Genomic DNA, 18,321 nt, shown 5'->3' with positions numbered 1-18,321 from the left:
TTCGAATCGCTGCAGATCGCTTCACGCGATGGAGTATCGCTATGAGTTCCTATGAGATGGATTACGGTCCCGCGCCCGCCGGTGAAGACGATGCGGTGATGCGCGACTTGTCGCGCATCGTGCTCGCGCAGCTCGGCTGGGTGCTCGGCATCGCGGCCAGCGTGATCGTCGCCGCGGTGATCTACGCGAAGCTGGCCACGCCGGTCTATTCGGCCGACGCGCTGTTGCAGGTCGACACCAGCACCAACGGCGGCGCGCCCAACCAGAAGTCGGTGTCGCTGCTACCGCCGGCCGAGCCGATGCGCACCGACGCCGAGATCGAAATCATCCGCAGCCGCGGCGTGGTCGAGCCGGTTGTCGATCAGCTGCATCTAAACTTCAGCGCCAGTGCGCGGACCATGCCGCTGCTCGGCCGCCTGAGCGCGTCGTTCGCGCGGCCGGGCCAGCCGCTTGGCGCGCCGCCCGGGCTGCGCGCGTATGCGTGGGGTGGCGAGCGCTTCGAGGTCGCGTCGATCACGGTGCCGGCCGCGCTCGAAGGCACGCGCCTGACCTTGCGTGCGCTCGACGGCGGCCGTTTCGAACTGAGCGATGCGAGCGGCGCGCCGCTCTTGACCGGCGTGGCCGGCGTCCAGGCGCGCGGCAACGGCGTCGCGCTGCTGGTGGACACGCTGATCGCGCGGCCCGGCACCGAGTTCCACCTGATCCGCTACAACCAGCTCGACGCGGTGTCGGCGCTGTCGAGCGCGCTGCTCGTCGCGGAGAAAGGCCACGATACCGGCGTGGTGCAGCTGTCTTACACGGGCACCCATCCACGCCTGATCACCGAGGTCGCCAACGCGGTCGCGAACTCCTATCTGAAGCAGCGCACCGAGCGCGCGCAGGAAGAAGCGAGCCACAAGCTCGAGTTTCTCAATAGCGAGTTGCCGCATCTGCGCGACGAGGTCAAGCGCACCGAGACCGCATTGTCCGAGTATCAGGCGAAGACCGGTTCGTTCCAGCCGACCCAGGAAGCCGGCGTCTATCTGCAAGGCGGGCTCGATTACGAGAAGCAGATCGCGGCGTTGCGCATCCAGCGCTCGCAGCTCATGCAGCGCTTTACCGAGCACGCACCCGAAGTGCAGCAGATCGACGCGCAGATCGACGCGCTGACCCGCGAAAAAACGCGCTTCGAACAGCACTTCGCGACGCTGCCGAGTTCCGAGCGCAATGCGCTCGCGCTGCAACGCAATGCCAAGGTTGCCGAAGAGATCTACGTCGCGCTGCTCAACCGGATTCAGGAGCTGTCGATTTCACGCGCCGGCACGGTCGGCAACGTGCATATCCTCGACGCGGCGCTGGTGCCGTCGCAGCCGATCCGGCCGAAGGGCGCGCTGGTTATCGGCGCGGGCACGATGCTCGGGATTCTCGGCGGCATTGCGTTCGCGTTCTGCCGGCACAAATTCTTCACTGGCGTGGCCGATCCGGAGTTCGTCGAACGCCGCTTCCAGCTGCCGATTTTCGGTGGGATCACGTTCAGCCCCGAACAGGCGCGCAGCGACCAGCAGTTGCGCGCGCTCCGGGCGCCGCGCTCGACGCCGGGCGAGGTGCCGGCCGGGCCGCGCGCCAGCGGGTCCGTGCTGACGAAGCCGCGCGCCGCGCTCGCGAATCTGCTGCATCCGCGCGCGCCGGGCAGCGCCTCGTCAACTGCTCGCAATGCTCTGGATACCGAAGCAGTCGGCACGCAGAGCGTGATCGCGTCGGGCCGCACGCCCATGCGCTCGCTGCTGGTGAAAACGCATCCGTACGACACGACCGTCGAAGGCTTGCGCAGCCTGCGCGCGACGCTGCAGTTCGGCCTCGTCGATGCGCCGAACCGCATCGTCGCAATCACGAGTCCGGCGCCGTCCGACGGCAAGAGCTTCCTGTGCGCGAATCTCGCGACGCTGCTCGCCGAGTCCGGCAATCGCGTGCTGCTGATCGACGCCGATCTACGTCGCGGCCGGCTCGCGCAATATCTCGGCCGCGCGCCCCATGGCGGGCTGAGCGAACTGCTGACCGGCGAGGCCGACCTGGAAGCGGCGGCGCGCGCGACCGGCGTCAGCGGTCTGCACTTCATCGCGTCGGGCGCGTATCCGCCCAATCCGTCGGAGCTGCTGACCTCGCCGCGCTTCAGCGAAATCCTCATGCGGCTCGAACAGCAGTTCGACCTCGTGATCGTCGATACGCCGCCGCTGCTCGCGGTCGCCGACGCCGCGGTGATCGCCAACCTGGCCGGTTCGACGGTGCTGGTGATGCGCGCGGGCGCGCATACCGAAACCCATCTTGCCGACGCGCTGAAGAAGTTGCGGCGCGCGCGGGCGCGGGTGATCGGCGGCGTGATGAATGCGATGCCGGCGAAGAGTCACAATCGCCGCGGCACCTACGACTACGCCTACGCGTATACGTATTCGGCCGGCGACCCGCCGGATATTCAGGCGCCGAGGTAAGCGCGCGGGGAATGCGGCGACGAAAAATGCCAATGCGGATGGCGGATGCAAATGCGGATGCCATTGCGGATGCAAACACCAACGCCGAAACGCCGACGCCGGCGGCTCGATCAGCAGCCGCCGGCGTTGACGTTCGACGCTAACTGAATCGCGCCCGCCGCAACGCGCCGGCAGTGAGCGGTAATCGACGCCAGCGCGCGTGAATGCACACTCATGCGCAATCATGCGCGGCGGCTCGCGGGCAGCCGGCGAGCACATCGCGCGACGAACCGCTCGTCACAGAAACACGCTGACGTCGGTCTGAAAGCGCGCCGCCAGCGCTTTGGCGACCTTCTTGCTGATCGCGCGACGCCCCGCGAGGATATCGCTGACCACCGTCGGCGACGCGATGCCGGCCAGATCCTTCTGTTTGAGCCCATGCGTGGCCAGCAAATGCCGCAGCACTTCGCGCGGCTCGGCCTGCGGCAGCGTCGGGTGGCGGGCCTGCCAGTGAGCGATCAGCTCGGTCACGATCGCGTGCAGATCGGCGAGCGGATCCTCGGCGCCGCCGCTCAGATACTCGGATAGCGTGTTCGACACCCGCACCATCTGCTGGTAATCCTCTTCGGTGCGAATCGGTGTAATCGGCAACTGGCCTCGCAGCGTGGTCCAGGTTGCGGAATAGTCGGGAACCGGTCCCGGAAGTCGATCGGCGTTCATGAGTTTAAATTCGTCCTCGTCCAAAGGCCGTCGATGCGTGGCGGGTCGCTTCCACGCGCGGATGACGGCTACCCATTGTCGTGAATCGCCGTCGCACGCTGCGCCGCCTGCACCGCGGGATCGCGATCAGGCCGCCCAGCGCCCACACTGGCGAACGTCTGCTTCAGGTCTTTATGGCTACGCGAGGCATGCGGCACTCGTGAACGTCCACGTCACTTGCGCACGGCGCGCATCCCGCTGCTTTAATGAAGTTCAACCCCTGCCCGACTGATGCGGATACGCCGCGGCGGCTTCGCCCGGCAGCGGGTTTTTTTCGAACCCGCTGGCCGGCCGGAGCCGAACGGCTGCCCCACATCGATGGCCGAGCGGGCGCGCCGGCCCGCACGGCTCATTACTGCTGCTGCGAAGTCACTACACAGCGATGAGACCTTTGGTTCTTCTCCGAAAACCATCTCGCTGCCGGCGCACCGAGCCGGACCGGCGTCAGTGCCCCCAACTGCCGTTGCGCGCCGCGTCGCCGCGCCAGCCGCGCGACTGGTTCGCTAGCTCGGGCTCGCCGCGCTCCACCGCGACGACGCGCTCGCGCGGCCCCGCGGCCGAAATCGTGCGCGTAACCTCGGCCATGAACGCGCGCCGGAACACCGCCGCCGAAAACCGCTCGGCGTTCGCGCGGCAGGCCGCCGGCGTGATGGCGGCGCGCAGGCGCTCGAAGCGTTCGATCGCGGCGAGCAGCGACGCGACCGTCTGATTCGCGAAAAACACCCCGGTCGGATGCGGGTCGCCGACCGGGACCACCGTCTCCAGCGCGCCCCCCTTGCCGAACGCGATCACCGGCGTTCCGCAGGCCTGCGCTTCGAGCGGCACGATGCCGAAATCCTCTTCGGCCGCGAACACGAAAGCGCGCGCACGCTGCAAATAATCCTTCAGCACAGCGAACGGCTGATAGCCGAGAATCGTCACGTTCGCGCCGGCCTTCGCGCGAATCGACGCCATCTGCGGCCCGTCGCCGATTACGACCAGCCGGCGATGCGGTGTTGCATTGAACGCATCGACGATCAGATCGATACGCTTGTACGGCACCATCCGCGACGCGGTCAGATAGAACTCGTCCTTCTGCGAACGCAATTCGAATTCGCTCACATCGACCGGCGGCGGAATCACCACCGCATCGCGCCGGTAGGTTTTCATCACGCGCCGCGCCACGAATTGCGAATTCGCGATCAGACTATCGACGCCATTGGCCGAATGCGCATCCCAGCCGCGCAGATAGTGGAGCATCACGCGCGCGGCCCACGACTTCGGTCCGCTCAACAACTTCGCTTCACGCAGATACTGATGTTGCAGATCCCATGCATAACGCATCGGCGAATGCACATAACTCACATGCGTCTGATCGGGGCCGACCAGCACTCCCTTCGCGACCGCGTAGGAACTCGTGATGATCAGGTCGTAGCCGGACAGATCGAACTGCTCGACCGCGAGCGGCATCAACGGCAGATACGCGCGATAGCGTGTGCGGGCCATCGGCAGACGTTGAATGAACGACGTGGTAACCGGCTTGCCACCCAGCGGCTTGCGATCTTCGAGAAAATCGACGAGGCTGAAAATATCGGCGTCGGGAAAACATTCGATGATCTGCTCGAGCACCTTCTCGGCTCCGCCTGGTGCGACGAGCCAATCGTGCACGATCGCCACTTTCATATTGCTACCTACCTGTCTCAAAACGCCACAACGGCTAACTAGCAGTGTATGTGCCCCATTCCGCGCTGTGCGTGCGGGTGCCCACATTCGACGCGCGACAGTGCGCGAATAATGCGGAGTGTTTGTTCGCCGTCGCGAACTCACGGTCTTCATTGTTCAGTTTGTCTATGCACTCGACGTTCGACGCTTCGCCTCTCGCCTCCTCGCTGCCGCAGTCCGCCCTTCCCGATTCAGGCACGACCTCCAACACAGACTCCGCGACGCACGCCGGCGCCATGCCCAGCGTGCTGTTCGTCGATCAGAGCGGGCAGCTCGGCGGGGCCGAATTCGCACTGCTGCAACTGGCCGCGCATTGCCGCGCGCGCAGCGAGGTCGTGCTGCTTTCCGACGGTCCGTTCCGCGCGCGTCTCGAAGCGCTCGGCGCGCGCGTGCGGGTGATCAGCGACGCGCGCGTATCGGAAGTCGTGCGCCATGCATCACTGGCTCGCTGCCTGCAAGTAGTGCCAGGTATTTTCCGCCAGGTCCGCGCGATCGCCGCGCACGCGCGACGCTTCGACGTGCTGTTTCTCAATACGCAGAAAGCACTCGTGCTCGGTGCGCTCGGCAAGCCGTTGCATCGCCGGCCGGTGATCTGGTATCAGCACGACATCCTCACGCGCGAGCATTTCGGCCGGGTGCAATTAAACATCGTTAAATGGCTCGTGCGACTCGCGGTCGATCACGTGGTCGTGAATTCGCACGCGTCGGCGCGCTCGCTCGCGGCGCTTACCGGAATCGATGCGGACTCCGTACCAGTGATCTACAACGGCATCGATGCGCGTGCGTTCGAACGCGTCGACGGAAAGAACATGGCTGCGTTGCGCGCGCGGCTCGGCTTGCCCGCGGATGTGTGGCTCGCCGGACTATTCGGCCGGCTCGCGCCGTGGAAGGGACAACACATCGCGCTCGATACGCTCGCGCGTTTGCGTGATATGCATCTGGTGCTGGTCGGCGCACCGCTATTCGGCGAAGACGCTTATGCGCGAGCTTTGCACGAGCAGGCTGCCGCGCTCGGCGTCGCCGATCGCGTGCACTTCGCGGGCTTTCAGGACGACGTGCCCGCGTGGATGAAAGCGATGGACGTGATCTTGCATACGTCGACGGAGCCCGAGCCGTTCGGCCGCGTGATCGTCGAAGGGATGGCCGCCGCGCGGCCGGTGATCGCCGCGGCGGCCGGCGGTGTGACCGAGATCGTGCGTCATCGACACAACGGCTGGCTCGTGAAGCCCGGCGACGCGCGCGCGCTTGGCGACGCGATCGACACGTTGCGCAACGATCCCGCGCTGGCCGCGCAACTGGCCGCGCAGGCGTTCAGCGATGCACGTTCGGAATTTTCGGTGGAGCGTTATTTACAGCGGATGACGCAGGCGATTGGACAGGCTGCGCGGTGAGAATTGGGTGGTGGTGATTGAGGTGGTGTCGATGCGCGTCGATGTGCGTCTATGTGCATCTATGCGTTCGGACGGGACGCGGCGTGTGCGAGGCGCGTTAGGTACTTTTAGGTGCTCCGCGTACTTCAGGTGCGTGAGCTTTGCGGGTGGTGGATGGCCAGGATGAGTTGGGCGGTCCGGATTGCCCGGACCGCCCGCGCACTCGCTGTATGAACAGTAGCTGAACAGCAGCGGCGCAGTGTGCGGATTCGCTGCTTAGTTGCGGCCGTAGGTGATCGTTTCTACGCCGGTGTCGGTGCCGAGCAGGCACAGGTTCGCGCCGCGGCCCGCGAACAGACCGACCGTGACGACGCCGGGCCATGCGTTGATGTGCGCTTCGAGCGTGCGCGGGTCGTTGATCGTCAGGCCCTTCACGTCGATGATCTCGTTGCCGTTGTCGGTGATGAACGGCACGCCCTCTTTCGTCACGCGCACGACCGGCACGCCGCCGAGCGCCGTCACGCGACGGCCGATTGCGGTGCGCGCCATCGGCACGACCTCGATCGGCAGCGGGAACTGGCCGAGGGTATCGACCACCTTGCTCGCGTCCGCGATGCAGACGAACACTTCCGACACCGACGCGACGATCTTCTCGCGCGTCAGCGCGCCGCCGCCGCCCTTGATCATCGCGCCGCCGTGATCGATTTCGTCGGCGCCGTCGACGTACACCGGCAGCGAATCGATTTCGTTCAGGTCGAGCACTTTGAAGCCGTGCGATTGCAGACGCGCGGTGGTGGCGAGCGAACTGGATACCGCGCCGCGATAGCGGGATTTGCTGGCGGCCAGTGCATCGATGAAGCAGTTCGCGGTGGAGCCGGTGCCGACGCCGATCACCGAGCCTTGCGGCACGTTGGCGTTCACATAGTCGGCGGCGGCCTGGCCGACCAGTTGCTTGAGTTCGTCTTGAGTCATGGGAGATGCGAGGAGGCGTGAAAAATCGCTAGTTTACCGGAGTGGCGGGCGGTGGTTGGGGTGGGTGGGGGTTTGGGGCGGGGTTAGGCGGGGTTTTTCTGGCGTTTTCGGGGCGTTTTTTGAGGCGCGCGGAGCCGTGGTGGGTTTTGGCCTTCGGGCGTGGTTGTGCGGGTTGCTCACTTTGCTCACGTTGGGCCGAATCCGGCCAGGCCGCAAAGTTCGCCCCTCTTCCCACGCTTCGCATCTGCCTCCTCAACTGCCCGTCCTAGTAAAAGTGGTTTAGCAGAATCATCCATCGCCCATATCGCGGGTATAGGGTCGCTTGTTAGCTTCGACAGTCCATCAAACAGGGGACTTTCGAATGCAACAAGAACAGGATGCAGACGGCGTGCGCGTGGTGCTCAGTGCGCCGCAGCTGGCCGCCGTATTGACTCGCGGGACAATCGACCAGACCGCGATGCTCACCAACCGCCTCTGGGGCGGCGTACAGATCGCCGCCGGCGTGCTGGAAATGGTCGGCGCGAGCGCACTGTGCGTGCTACCCGAACCCACGATGGCCAGCAAAGCGGGCTGCATCGTGTTCGGCGCACACGGCTCGGATACAGCGGCGGCGGGCTTGCGTCAGCTGATGACGGGGATGGAGGCGGACACGCTAACGCAGCGCGGCGCGGCGAAGTTCGCGCAGACGCTGAAGGCTCAGCCCGATGTCGCGAGTCGGATTGGAATGTTGGTCGATCTGGCGGTGCCGTTTGGCTTTGCCAGTTCGATCAAGGCCGTGCGGGTGGCGCGGATTGCGAGCGGGCGGATCGATCTGCAGATGCATGAGGCCAAGGCGGGGAGTTCAATCGGCGGCCATACGATGCTCAAGCATGTGGGGAGGACGGAGGCGCAGTTGCGGGAGAGGTTACGATTAGAACCGGGAAGAAAGGTGGCTTCATCGTTTTATAACGTTCAAACTGCTGAACATGCGATATCAGACGTAATGCTGTCCAGCAGGACAAAAATTGAGACTTGGGCTCGGTCCGCACAACGAAATATACCGCTTGTCTTGACCAAGCACGTTACCGGAAATCTTGGACACGGCGTCACGCGAGCGACCGGCAAGCTGACAAAGATGAATAACGTGACTGTCGTCCTCGTATATAAGACGTACAACAATATGCCTTACTACATTCTTACTTCACATGTTGGATAAATACTGAATATGCTATCCGAACGTCATCCTCGAATGTATGAGCTTTTTGGCGCGTACTTTAACCAAGATTATGATTTATGGGGAACCACAATCCCTCAAATCCTTTCGTGCTACAAGGAGGTTGCCCCTCGCAAATACCACTACCAATTGATTGACGAAATCAATTCATTTATACGCGAGCATCCAGCAGACCTTGACTCCGCCTTTGAGAACGACTACGGAGAAGGATTTGATCCTCATTTATGGGGATATACAACGATAACTTTTCTCAGTGAACTAATAAGACTGCTACACGAGTAAGCATTCGACAATAAATCACAAAGCCCCGTCGAATCCGGCCAGGCCGAAAGGTTCGCCCCTCTCCGCACGCTTCGCATCGGCCCCCTCGACAGCCCGTCCCAGGAAAAGTGGTTTAGCAGAATCATCCACCGCCCATATCGCGCGTATAGGGTCGCTTGTTAGCTTCGACAGTCCATCAAACAGGGGACTTTCGAATGCAACAAGAACTGGACGCAGACGGCGTGCGCGTGGTGCTCAGTGCGCCGCAACTGGCCGCCGTATTGACTCGCGGGACAATCGACCAGACCGCGATGCTCACCAACCGCCTCTGGGGCGGCGTACAGATCGCCGCTGGCGTGCTGGAAATGGTCGGCGCAAGCGCGCTGTGCGTGCTGCCCGAACCGACGATGGCCAGCAAAGCGGGCTGCATCGTGTTCGGCGCGCACGGCTCGGATACAGCGGCGGCGGGCTTGCGTCAGCTGATGACGGGCATCGAGGCGGACACGCTAACGCAGCGCGGCGCGGGGAAGTTCGCGCAGACGCTGAAGGCTCAGGCCGATGTCGCGAGTCGGATTGGAATGTTGGTCGATCTGGCGGTGCCGTTTGGCTTTGCCAGCTCGATCAAGGCCGTGCGGGTGGCGCGGATTACGAGCGGGCGGATCGATCTGCAGATGCATGAGGCTAAAAGCGGCAGCAGGATTGGCGGACATACGCTGCTGAAGCATGTGGGGAGGACGGAGGCGCAGTTGCGGGAGCGGCTCAGGCTAGAGCCCAAACGGCGTGTCGCGTCCTCTTTCGCCAACAAAGAACGAGCGGAATGGGCGATATCCGAGGTCCTCCGTTCCCATAGAGTAAGAATTGAACACTGGGCTCGAACTTCGGACCGCTATACCGTCCTCACGCTCCAAAAAACCATTCCAGGAGATGTCGGCTACGGAGTTGAGCGGACCACAGGAAAGCTGACGTCGCGAAATAACGTTAAAGTCATCTTAAAAAATGAGCCCTATAATGGATTACCTCATTACATAGTTTCGGCCTATATTGAATAAGGAAAAAACAATGTCACCAGAACAATACTCGCAAATGGAGCAAATATTTGGCGCATATTTCGGCGAAGATTTTGATTTGTTTGGCGACACGATTCCAGAAATAATTTCGTGCTATAAAAACACCAACCCACGACACTATCACCACCAACTTATCGATGAGATAAATTTATTTTTGCATGACCACCCCAATGATCTTGATGCCGCATTCGAAAAAGAGTACGGATCGGGATTTGATCCGAAACTATGGGGTCATACAACCATTTCTTTTCTCAGTGAACTAACACGACTTTTGAGTGAATAGCGGAAGCCACAACTTCCGTGCAATGAGACGCTCAGATATATTAAACCTATTAATCACCTTCCCATTTGTAAAAAATTCGCTCCCTTTCCGGACATGATCAACGATAACTCATACCGTCAGTTTTATACGCTGTTCGGAGCCTATCTAAATCAGGATTCCGACATGTGGGGCGATACACTGGCAGAGGTTGTCGTCTCCTTCAAGAAAGACAGCACACCCCGACAACTCGAAGCGACGCTGGTCGAAATCGACAAATTCAAAGAGGAGGCTGGTATACACCTGGGCGAAATATTTCACGAGGCGTACGGATTTGATTTCAATCCTATTTTGTGGGGCTACAGTTCGACAAATCACTTTTTCGACGATCTGAAAAAGATCCTCACCGCCTAGTGGGCCTGTCGGTAATTTCGTGTTCAAGGCATATCAGGCTCCCCACGCTTCGCATCCGCCTCCTCAACAGCCCGTCCCAGGAAAAGTGGTTCCGCGGAATCATCCACCGCCCATATCGCGCGTACAGGGTCGCTTGTTAGCTTCGACAGTCCATCAAACAGGGGACTTTCGAATGCAACAAGAACTGGACGCAGACGGCGTGCGCGTGGTGCTCAGTGCGCCGCAACTGGCCGCCGTATTGACTCGCGGGACAATCGACCAGACCGCGATGCTCACCAACCGCCTTTGGGGCGGCGTACAGATCGCCGCTGGCGTGCTGGAAATGGTCGGCGCAAGCGCGCTGTGCGTGCTGCCCGAACCGACGATGGCCAGCAAAGCGGGCTGCATCGTGTTCGGCGCGCACGGCTCGGATACAGCGGCGGCGGGCTTGCGTCAGCTGATGACGGGCATCGAGGCGGACACGCTAACGCAGCGCGGCGCGGGGAAGTTCGCGCAGACGCTGAAGGCTCAGGCCGATGTCGCGAGTCGGATTGGAATGTTGGTCGATCTGGCGGTGCCGTTTGGCTTTGCCAGCTCGATCAAGGCCGTGCGGGTGGCGCGGATTACGAGCGGGCGGATCGATCTGCAGATGCATGAGGCTAAAAGCGGCAGCCGGCTTGGTGGTCATACCATAGAGAAGCATGTCGGAAGGACCGAGGCTCAGTTGCGGGAACGGCTACGATTAGAACCAGAGCGAAGAGTTGTATCGTCGTTTCGGGACTTGTCGGCGGCGCAATGGGCAATTTCGCAAGTGATGGAAAACAACGCATCGAGAATCAGTGGTTGGGCTCGGTCAAATCCCGATCAGCTTCTAATTCTGAAACAGAATGTCGGACGAAAGGTCGGCTATGGAATAGTCCGGGCAACGGGAGAACTGCGCGACATGAATACCGTTCGAATATCTCTCAAATTCGGAACCCACAACGGAATGCCTTATTATATTCTTACATCTTACCTACTAAAATGATCGACGAAAAATCGTACCCTCAATTCTATATTTTGTTTGGCGGCTACCTCAATCAGGATTCTGATCTTTGGGGTGAGACTGTTGAGGAGGTAGTCCTTTGCTTCAAGAGAGCCAGTTCCCCGAATGAAATCAAGGCTACACTTGCAGAAATAGAAAAATTCAAATCCGAATCTGGTGAAAAAATTGATGAAATCTTTTCTGAAGCTTACGGAGACGAGTTCGACCCGATTTTATGGAAATACGAATCAACCAATCATTTTCTAGAAGAATTAAAAAAAATCCTTACAACGTAGGTTCCCCGCGTATCCACAAATTTTCATTTAACGCGCAAACCCACATCGGCAGGCCATATTACATTTTCAGTGCGTATGTCGATTGAAGGAAACCCATGTCATCGGATCGATACCCACAATTATATCTGGTTTGCCGTGCATATTTCGGCCAGGATTTTGACCTCTTCGGCGACACAATCGCCGAAATAGTTTCATGCTACATGCAGGACAGTCCCCCGCAACACCACCAGGACTTAATTAGAGAAATTAATTTATTTTTCACCGACCATCCCGATACGATCGAATTAGAGTTTAAAAGAGAATATGGAACTGGCTTTAAGCCGAAACTCTGGGGCCACACATCCACTTCCTTCCTTAATGAATTAAAGCGACTTTTGAGCGAATAGCGCAATCCACAGTCCCCGCGACCTGCACAGTCAAGCGATATTATATGCGCCCCACCCGCTCTCGACATGATTGACAAAAACTCCGATTGTGAATTTCACGTACTGTTTGGAGCCTACCTCAATCAAGACTCCGAATATTGGGGTGACACTGTAGAGCAGATTGTCACCTGCTATAAAAACGATAGCTCGCCCGAAGAGATTTCAAATATTTTGGTCGAGATAGATAACTTCAGGAAGGAAGCCCGGGGAAAACTGGATGAGGTTTTTCGCGAAGCATATGGATTTAACTTCGATCCCATTTTATGGGGATATGCTACTACCGGCCACTTCTTTGACGATCTGAAAAAAATTCTTATTACTCACTGACCTACGAACCGGTAACGCTTACACGATTTCGATCGCTAATGAAACTTCATCACATGCTGACAGAGCGCCACCCACGAATGAACGAAATTTTCGGAGGTTATCTTAACCAGGACTATGATTTATCCGGCAATAAAATTACGGAAATCGTCTCATGCTACAAGAAAGATAGTCCTCCAAAATATCATCGCGAATTGATAACCGAGATCCTCTCCTTTATGGAAGAATACAGAGATGATCTTGATTTCGCGTACGAAAAAATTTACGGCACCGAATTTTCACCCGAATTATGGGGACATAAAACCAACTCTTTTCTCAATGAATTGGCGCGCATCCTGATCGAATAGCCCCACCTCCGAATCTGCTCGCAAGCCCTTTGCCGAAAAATGATCAACGAAAACTCATACCCTCAGTTCGACACGCTATTCGGAGCCTATCTAAATCAGGATTCCGACATGTGGGGCGATACACTGGCAGAAGTTGTCGTCTGCTTCAAGAAAGACAGCACACCCCGACAGCTTGAAGCCACGCTAGTCGAAATCGACAAATTCAAAGAGGAGGCTAGTATAAACCTGGACAAAATATTTCATGAGGCGTACGGATTTGATTTCAATCCTATTTCGTGGGGCTACAGTTCAACAAATGACTTTTTCGAAGATCTGAAAAAAATCCTCACCGCCTAGTCGTCAAAACGCCCAACGGCCACTTACGCACAACCGCCCCGCAGGAAAGCCCGCTCACGCACCCCACTGCCCCCCAAACCAAAACGCCCGGCAACACCAAAGTGTCCCGGGCGCCACATCAATCGACCAACAGCAAGAACAGCAGAGGCGGCAAAAAGCTCTACTTCTTCACCGCCCGCTGCCGCACCGCCTCGAACAGACACACACCGCTTGCAACGGAAACGTTCAGACTCTCCACCGTCCCCGCCATCGGAATGCGCATGACGATATCGCAGGTCTCCTGCGTCAGACGCCGCATCCCCTCGCCTTCCGCGCCCATCACGATCGCGACCGGACCATCCAGCTCCGTCTCATAGACGCTCTTGCTGGCTTCGCCGGCCGTCCCGACGATCCACACGCCCGCATCCTTCAGCTCGCGCAGCGCCCGCGCCAGATTCGTCACCGTGATGTACGGCACCGTATCGGCCGCGCCGCTCGCAACCTTCGCGGCGGTCGCGTTCAAGCCGACCGCGCGATCACGCGGCGCGATCACCGCGTGCGCGCCGGCCGCGTCGGCGACGCGCAGGCAAGCGCCGAGATTGTGCGGGTCGGTCACGCCGTCGAGCACCAGAATCAGCGGCGAGCCGCTGATGCCGTCGAGCAGTTCGGCGAGGTTCTGCGCGAGCGGCATATCGCCGGCGCGTGCGACCACGCCCTGGTGGCGCTCGGTGCGCGCGAGTCCCCACAGACGCGTTTCGTCGGCGGCGATCAGGCGCACGCCGGCTTCCTTCGCGACGTGCAGGAATTCGGTCATCCGCCGGTCCTTGCGGGTCGCGTCGTAATAGACATCCTCGACCGTCGACGCATCGTGCCGGATACGCGCGGTCACTGCGTGGAAACCGTATAAAACCTTGTGACGTGCCATGACTGAACAACCTTTGATTGGGCGCGCGTCAGTGCGCGCCGCTGTGATGAAGATAAAACCGGATACCTGTGCCGCGCTGTCCCGGTAGCAACGCCCATCGCGTTGCTCCAGCGCGCCCGCACCAAAACCGTCGACACGCTCAAACGCATACCGCGCGCAACCGGCACGCGTTCACGTGCCCGCTGCGCGCGGTATGGCGCTGCAACCGCCTCAGCGCTTCTTGCGTGCCTGCTTCGACGCCGCCTTCGGCGCGGCGCCGTGCTTGTTCGCCGCGCCGCGCTCCGCGCGTGCTTCCTTGACCGCCGCGCTCTGCGCCGGCGCGGCCTTCTTGCGCCGCGAGCCAGCAGCCCCGCCGTGCTCGGCCGGCGGCAACGAACGCACGCGCGGACCCGCGCCGTCACCGGCGTTCGACGCGGCTTTGTCGGGCGCCCCGCCGCGGACCATCGGCGGCTTGATCGGCGTGTCGCGCACGAGGCGGAAGTCGATCTTGCGCGCGTCGAGATCGACGCGGCTCACCTGCACCCGCACGCGATCCGACAGTCGATAGCGAATCCCGGTACGCTCGCCGCGCAACTCGTTCTTGATCTCGTCGTACTGGAAGTAGTCCGAACCGAGTTCCGTCACGTGCACGAGACCTTCGATAAACAGCGAGTCGAGCTGCACGAAAATACCGAACGACGTAACGCCATTGACCATCCCGCCATATTCTTCGCCGAGCTTGTCGCGCATGAAATAGCACTTGAGCCATGCCTCGACGTCACGCGATGCTTCGTCCGCGCGTCGCTCGTTCGCCGAGCAGTGCAGCCCGAGTTCTTCCCAGATCGCGACGTTGTTCCCGCGCGCGCGCGGGCCGCGTTTCTCCTCGTCGGCCTGCTGCATCGCCCGGGCACGCGGCGACAGCGCAGTATTCAGTTCGACGCCCTGCGACGGCTGCGGCTGATACTTGCGGCCCTGCAAAATCGCGTAGATCGCGCGATGCGTGAGCAGATCGGGATAGCGGCGAATCGGACTCGTGAAGTGTGCGTAAGCCTCATACGCGAGACCAAAGTGCCCGATGTTGTCGGGACTGTAGACCGCTTGCTGCATCGAGCGCAGCAACATGGTCTGCAGCATCTGCGCGTCGGGCCGGTCGCGAATCTGCGCCATCAATGCCGCGTAATCGCTCGCGTGCGGAGTATCGCCGCCGCCGAGCGTCAGGCCCATCCCACGCAGGAACGTGCGCAAATTCTCGAGCTTTTCCGGACCCGGCCCCGCGTGCACACGGAACAGGCCCGGATGCTTGTTGCGCTTGAGGAAATCGGCCGCGCACACGTTCGCGGCCAGCATGCATTCCTCGATCAGCTTGTGCGCATCGTTGCGGGTACGCGGCACGATCTGCTCGATCTTGCCCTGCGCGTTGCAGACGATATACGTCTCGGTCGTATCGAAGTCGATCGCGCCGCGCTTCTGGCGTGCCGCGAACAACGCCTTGTAGACGCCGTACAGATTCTGCAGTTGCGGCAGCAGCGCAGCGCGGCGGGTCGCCTCCGGTCCCTTGGTGTTTTTCAGCACCGCGGCGACTTCGGTATAGGTGAGCCGCGCGGCCGAATGCATGACGCCCGGATAGAACTGGTACGCCTTCACGTCGCCGCGCGCGGTGACGATCATGTCGCACACCAGCACGCAACGGTCGACCTGCGGATTGAGCGAACACAGTCCGTTCGACAGCTTCTCCGGCAGCATCGGAATCACACGGCGCGGGAAATAGACCGACGTGCTGCGTTCGAGCGCATCGGTATCGAGCCCGCTTTGCGGCTGCACGTAATGCGACACGTCCGCGATCGCGACGATCAGGCGGAAGCCGTCGCCGCGACCGACCTTGACCGGCTCGCAATAGACCGCGTCGTCGAAGTCGCGCGCGTCCTCGCCGTCGATCGTGACGAGCGGCACGTCGCGCAGATCGACGCGATGGCGAATGTCGGCGGGACGCACTTCGTCGGGCAGGCGCGCGGCTTCCTCGAGCGCGGCGCCGCTGAATTCGTGCGGCACGCCGTATTTGCGCACCGCGATTTCGATTTCCATGCCGGGGTCGTCGATATCGCCGAGCACTTCGACCACGCGGCCGAGCGGCTGCGAATGACGGCTCGGGAAATCGGTCAACTCGACCACCACCACCTGGCCGACCTTCGCCTTGCGGGTGTTCTGCGTAATCAGAATGTCGTGGCCGATGCGCTTGTCTTCGGGCGCGACGATCAGCGCGCCGTTCTCGTTCAGCAGCCGGCCGATCACGCGCTTGTTCGCGCGATCCGTGACCTCGACGATGTGCCCTTCCGGACGCCCGCGCCGGTCATAGCCGACAATGCGCGCAAGCACGCGGTCGTTGTGCATGACCTTCTGCATTTCGCCGTTGGGCAGGAACAGATCGTCCTGGCCGTCGTCGCGAATCAGAAAGCCGTAGCCGTCGCGATGGCCCTGCACGCGGCCCGCGACGAAATTCGACGGATGGGTCAACTGATAGAGATTGCGCTGATCGAGCCGGATCTGGCCATCGCGCTCCATCGCGCCGAGGCGCTTGAAAAATCCTTCGCGCTCCTGGCGCTTGATCGACAGCGCTTCGGCGATGTCGTTCGCGGCAAGCGGCGTTTCACTCGTGCGCAATACGCCGAGGATTTCTTCGCGGCTTGGAATCGGATACGGAAATTTGCTCAAGGGCTTGTCGATGGTTTTTTCTCGTTGCATGGACGTCGGTCGGCGCTAGGGTCCGGCCTGAAAAGGCGTTGGTGGCATGCGCGCAGTCGCTCAATTGCATCTGCATCTGCATCGCGCCTGGGCTGCATCGTCATTGCATCTGCTGCTTGCTGCTCTACTGCGATTGCACCGCAAACTGCCCGGGCCGGGCCCGGCTCGTTCAACGCCGAGTCGACGCGCGTACGGACACTCTATATACGCATATACGTGCCTGGGTACCTATATGCAAATGTGCCGACGAACTACTGCGAGGCATTCTAACACCCGTGTTGCCCGGCCAAGCGGGCCGTCGGTGGCGGTGCGCGGGCCGCTTGCGCCGATCCACTGCAGTGTTAAAAAGCTTGTAGCGAAACGCTTGACAGGTGTCACATTCGAGCTATAATGGCGTTCTTTGCAGTTCATCACCTGCCCAGGTGGCGAAATTGGTAGACGCACTAGGTTCAGGTCCTAGCGGTGGCAACACTGTGGAGGTTCGAGTCCTCTCTTGGGCACCAGATTCAAAAGTTGAGCCGCCTTCTGGCGGCTCTCTTTTTTATGTAAGACCCGGCAATCGAAACCGCTGTTTGCGGCATCGAAAGTCGGATGAGCAGGACGGTGGTTCGGTAGCGATTGCATCACTTCGCTGCTGTTTCAACCGGGCAGATGAGAAAGCAAGTTTGTTCGAAGTAGGGATTGACAAGCTTAATCATCACGCTAAAATAGCGGTCTAGCTTGAAGACGTGCCCAGGTGGCGGAATTGGTAGACGCACTAGGTTCAGGTCCTAGCGGTGGCAACACCGTGGAGGTTCGAGTCCTCTCCTGGGCACCAAGCTTTAGTATCGAGAAACCCCGTAAGATTTTCGTCTTACGGGGTTTTTTGTTTTTCGGCATGCCGCCGCAGTTCGGTTCAATCGCTTCGGTTCAATCGCTTCGGTTCAATCGCGCTTCGGTTCACTCGCTTTCCGCGCTGCGTTGATCCGAACGACTTGCGATGGCGTTACCCGCCACGCGCCCTTACCTGCCCCTACCTCTTCACCGGTCCAACATACCGGCCGACCGCGCTCGATAGCCGGCCTACTTCCTGCGCCGCTGATTCATCAGCTTCACGATATCGGTTGTCGGCCCGCTGGTGATCAGTCGGGGAAGGTCGTCCGGATGAACCCAGCGACACCTGGCGATTTCGTTACTCGGACGCGCCTTGGCGCTACCCGGAATTTCGCAGAAGAACACATGATGGTGCTTCTGCTTGCCTCGGAAGTCGAACAGATATTTCGCCGATCTTCCCGAAAGCCGGGTTTCTTCCTTGAGCTCTCTCAGCGCGGCGGCCGAGCGATGCTCTCCACGCTTGAGTATCCCGCCCGGCAAAGCCCACTTTGATTGATGACGTGCGACCAGAAGGATTCGCTTACCTCTGCGACAGATCACGGTTGCGCGCTTCTTCAAAACGAACTCCCATTTGTCTCTAACCATTTTGACGCCCGCTCTACGTACAGACGTACTGGGCGGCGCCAGATGGCTGA

Annotated in this window: 19 protein-coding genes and 2 tRNA genes; 15 read left to right on the top strand and 6 right to left on the bottom strand. The window is 60.4% G+C overall.

Features of this window, described 5'->3' with window-relative positions; all coding sequences use genetic code 11:
- Positions 1 to 41: 41 nt before the first annotated feature.
- Positions 42 to 2,465, top strand: coding sequence for a polysaccharide biosynthesis tyrosine autokinase (locus LJ656_RS01335; protein ID WP_230507479.1), 2,424 nt, complete (start codon positions 42 to 44; stop codon positions 2,463 to 2,465).
- Positions 2,466 to 2,741: 276 nt separating this feature from the next.
- Here LJ656_RS01335 and LJ656_RS01330 read toward each other — a convergent pair whose 3' ends face one another.
- Both LJ656_RS01330 and LJ656_RS01325 read right to left on the bottom strand, forming a co-directional pair.
- Positions 2,742 to 3,164, bottom strand: a complete 423-nt coding sequence (locus LJ656_RS01330; protein ID WP_230507478.1) for a helix-turn-helix domain-containing protein — start codon at positions 3,162 to 3,164, stop codon at positions 2,742 to 2,744.
- 483 nt (positions 3,165 to 3,647) lie between these two features.
- A complete protein-coding gene (locus tag LJ656_RS01325; protein ID WP_486650194.1) occupies positions 3,648 to 4,952 on the bottom strand; it encodes a glycosyltransferase family 4 protein in 1,305 nt (434 codons plus the stop codon).
- A gap of 188 nt (positions 4,953 to 5,140) precedes the next feature.
- Here LJ656_RS01325 and LJ656_RS01320 point away from each other — a divergent pair, with 188 nt between their 5' ends.
- Entirely contained in the window at positions 5,141 to 6,295 is a 1,155-nt protein-coding gene (locus LJ656_RS01320; protein WP_230507476.1) for a glycosyltransferase, read from the top strand.
- Between the two features lie 255 nt (positions 6,296 to 6,550).
- On the opposite strand, the gene rpiA is transcribed toward LJ656_RS01320, so the two are convergent.
- A complete protein-coding gene (gene rpiA / locus LJ656_RS01315; protein ID WP_230507475.1) occupies positions 6,551 to 7,246 on the bottom strand; it encodes a ribose-5-phosphate isomerase RpiA in 696 nt (231 codons plus the stop codon).
- Between the two features lie 361 nt (positions 7,247 to 7,607).
- On the opposite strand from rpiA, the gene LJ656_RS01310 reads away from it, so the two are divergent.
- The 11 genes from LJ656_RS01310 (at position 7,608) to LJ656_RS01260 (ending at position 13,191) form a co-directional block, all read left to right on the top strand.
- On the top strand, positions 7,608 to 8,441 hold the full coding sequence (locus LJ656_RS01310; protein WP_230507474.1) for an RNase A-like domain-containing protein: 834 nt from the start codon (positions 7,608 to 7,610) through the stop codon (positions 8,439 to 8,441).
- A 9-nt stretch (positions 8,442 to 8,450) separates the two neighbouring features.
- Positions 8,451 to 8,741 carry a contact-dependent growth inhibition system immunity protein gene (locus LJ656_RS01305; RefSeq protein WP_329958775.1) on the top strand — a complete coding sequence of 97 codons (291 nt, stop codon included), beginning with the start codon at positions 8,451 to 8,453 and terminating at the stop codon, positions 8,739 to 8,741.
- Between the two features lie 194 nt (positions 8,742 to 8,935).
- A complete protein-coding gene (locus tag LJ656_RS01300) occupies positions 8,936 to 9,769 on the top strand; it encodes an RNase A-like domain-containing protein (protein ID WP_230507472.1) in 834 nt (277 codons plus the stop codon).
- A gap of 10 nt (positions 9,770 to 9,779) precedes the next feature.
- Entirely contained in the window at positions 9,780 to 10,070 is a 291-nt protein-coding gene (locus LJ656_RS01295; protein ID WP_230507471.1) for a contact-dependent growth inhibition system immunity protein, read from the top strand.
- 93 nt (positions 10,071 to 10,163) lie between these two features.
- Entirely contained in the window at positions 10,164 to 10,460 is a 297-nt protein-coding gene (locus tag LJ656_RS01290; RefSeq protein WP_268998456.1) for a contact-dependent growth inhibition system immunity protein, read from the top strand.
- Between the two features lie 172 nt (positions 10,461 to 10,632).
- Positions 10,633 to 11,466, top strand: a complete 834-nt coding sequence (locus tag LJ656_RS01285; protein WP_230507469.1) for an RNase A-like domain-containing protein — start codon at positions 10,633 to 10,635, stop codon at positions 11,464 to 11,466.
- Positions 11,463 to 11,759, top strand: a complete 297-nt coding sequence (locus LJ656_RS01280) for a contact-dependent growth inhibition system immunity protein (RefSeq protein ID WP_230507468.1) — start codon at positions 11,463 to 11,465, stop codon at positions 11,757 to 11,759. The genes LJ656_RS01285 and LJ656_RS01280 overlap by 4 nt, the downstream gene beginning before the upstream one ends.
- A gap of 95 nt (positions 11,760 to 11,854) precedes the next feature.
- A complete protein-coding gene (locus LJ656_RS01275) occupies positions 11,855 to 12,145 on the top strand; it encodes a contact-dependent growth inhibition system immunity protein (RefSeq protein ID WP_230507467.1) in 291 nt (96 codons plus the stop codon).
- Between the two features lie 66 nt (positions 12,146 to 12,211).
- Positions 12,212 to 12,511 (top strand): contact-dependent growth inhibition system immunity protein, encoded by a 300-nt coding sequence (locus tag LJ656_RS01270; protein ID WP_230507466.1) that lies wholly within the window; start codon positions 12,212 to 12,214, stop codon positions 12,509 to 12,511.
- Between the two features lie 38 nt (positions 12,512 to 12,549).
- On the top strand, positions 12,550 to 12,855 hold the full coding sequence (locus LJ656_RS01265) for a contact-dependent growth inhibition system immunity protein (protein WP_230507465.1): 306 nt from the start codon (positions 12,550 to 12,552) through the stop codon (positions 12,853 to 12,855).
- Between the two features lie 39 nt (positions 12,856 to 12,894).
- Complete coding sequence (locus tag LJ656_RS01260) at positions 12,895 to 13,191, top strand: contact-dependent growth inhibition system immunity protein (protein WP_268998455.1); 297 nt, start codon at positions 12,895 to 12,897, stop codon at positions 13,189 to 13,191.
- A 160-nt stretch (positions 13,192 to 13,351) separates the two neighbouring features.
- Here the strand turns inward: LJ656_RS01260 and rlmB are convergent, their stop codons facing one another.
- Together rlmB and rnr are read right to left on the bottom strand one after the other, a co-directional pair.
- Complete coding sequence (gene rlmB, locus LJ656_RS01255) at positions 13,352 to 14,095, bottom strand: 23S rRNA (guanosine(2251)-2'-O)-methyltransferase RlmB (RefSeq protein ID WP_075298073.1); 744 nt, start codon at positions 14,093 to 14,095, stop codon at positions 13,352 to 13,354.
- Positions 14,096 to 14,305: 210 nt separating this feature from the next.
- Positions 14,306 to 16,813 carry a ribonuclease R gene (gene rnr, locus LJ656_RS01250; protein ID WP_230507463.1) on the bottom strand — a complete coding sequence of 836 codons (2,508 nt, stop codon included), beginning with the start codon at positions 16,811 to 16,813 and terminating at the stop codon, positions 14,306 to 14,308.
- A 416-nt stretch (positions 16,814 to 17,229) separates the two neighbouring features.
- On the opposite strand from rnr, the gene LJ656_RS01245 reads away from it, so the two are divergent.
- A tRNA-Leu gene (locus tag LJ656_RS01245) sits at positions 17,230 to 17,316 on the top strand.
- A 227-nt stretch (positions 17,317 to 17,543) separates the two neighbouring features.
- Positions 17,544 to 17,630 (top strand) — tRNA-Leu (locus tag LJ656_RS01240).
- Between the two features lie 245 nt (positions 17,631 to 17,875).
- Here LJ656_RS01240 and LJ656_RS01235 read toward each other — a convergent pair.
- Complete coding sequence (locus tag LJ656_RS01235; protein ID WP_230507896.1) at positions 17,876 to 18,244, bottom strand: NUDIX hydrolase; 369 nt, start codon at positions 18,242 to 18,244, stop codon at positions 17,876 to 17,878.
- Positions 18,245 to 18,321: the final 77 nt, after the last annotated feature.

The organism is Paraburkholderia sejongensis, assembly GCF_020880815.1.
Classification (GTDB): domain Bacteria; phylum Pseudomonadota; class Gammaproteobacteria; order Burkholderiales; family Burkholderiaceae; genus Paraburkholderia; species Paraburkholderia sejongensis.
The sequence above is the reverse complement of the archived record's forward strand: the minus strand, read 5'-3'. Positions and strand labels throughout refer to the sequence as shown.

Excerpts from the sequence above, each read along its gene's own strand:
- LJ656_RS01285 (WP_230507469.1), top strand. The coding sequence starts at position 10,633 with ATGCAACAAGAACTGGACGCAGACGGCGTGCGCGTGGTGCTCAGTGCG.
- LJ656_RS01300 (WP_230507472.1), top strand. The coding sequence starts at position 8,936 with ATGCAACAAGAACTGGACGCAGACGGCGTGCGCGTGGTGCTCAGTGCG.
- LJ656_RS01260 (WP_268998455.1), top strand. The coding sequence starts at position 12,895 with ATGATCAACGAAAACTCATACCCTCAGTTCGACACGCTATTCGGAGCC.
- LJ656_RS01275 (WP_230507467.1), top strand. The coding sequence starts at position 11,855 with ATGTCATCGGATCGATACCCACAATTATATCTGGTTTGCCGTGCATAT.
- LJ656_RS01320 (WP_230507476.1), top strand. The coding sequence starts at position 5,141 with ATGCCCAGCGTGCTGTTCGTCGATCAGAGCGGGCAGCTCGGCGGGGCC.
- rpiA (WP_230507475.1), bottom strand. The coding sequence starts at position 7,246 with ATGACTCAAGACGAACTCAAGCAACTGGTCGGCCAGGCCGCCGCCGAC.
- LJ656_RS01270 (WP_230507466.1), top strand. The coding sequence starts at position 12,212 with ATGATTGACAAAAACTCCGATTGTGAATTTCACGTACTGTTTGGAGCC.
- LJ656_RS01310 (WP_230507474.1), top strand. The coding sequence starts at position 7,608 with ATGCAACAAGAACAGGATGCAGACGGCGTGCGCGTGGTGCTCAGTGCG.
- LJ656_RS01335 (WP_230507479.1), top strand. The coding sequence starts at position 42 with ATGAGTTCCTATGAGATGGATTACGGTCCCGCGCCCGCCGGTGAAGAC.
- LJ656_RS01305 (WP_329958775.1), top strand. The coding sequence starts at position 8,451 with ATGCTATCCGAACGTCATCCTCGAATGTATGAGCTTTTTGGCGCGTAC.
- rlmB (WP_075298073.1), bottom strand. The coding sequence starts at position 14,095 with ATGGCACGTCACAAGGTTTTATACGGTTTCCACGCAGTGACCGCGCGT.
- LJ656_RS01265 (WP_230507465.1), top strand. The coding sequence starts at position 12,550 with ATGAAACTTCATCACATGCTGACAGAGCGCCACCCACGAATGAACGAA.
- LJ656_RS01330 (WP_230507478.1), bottom strand. The coding sequence starts at position 3,164 with ATGAACGCCGATCGACTTCCGGGACCGGTTCCCGACTATTCCGCAACC.
- rnr (WP_230507463.1), bottom strand. The coding sequence starts at position 16,813 with ATGCAACGAGAAAAAACCATCGACAAGCCCTTGAGCAAATTTCCGTAT.
- LJ656_RS01290 (WP_268998456.1), top strand. The coding sequence starts at position 10,164 with ATGATCAACGATAACTCATACCGTCAGTTTTATACGCTGTTCGGAGCC.
- LJ656_RS01325 (WP_486650194.1), bottom strand. The coding sequence starts at position 4,952 with ATGTGGGCACCCGCACGCACAGCGCGGAATGGGGCACATACACTGCTA.
- LJ656_RS01280 (WP_230507468.1), top strand. The coding sequence starts at position 11,463 with ATGATCGACGAAAAATCGTACCCTCAATTCTATATTTTGTTTGGCGGC.
- LJ656_RS01295 (WP_230507471.1), top strand. The coding sequence starts at position 9,780 with ATGTCACCAGAACAATACTCGCAAATGGAGCAAATATTTGGCGCATAT.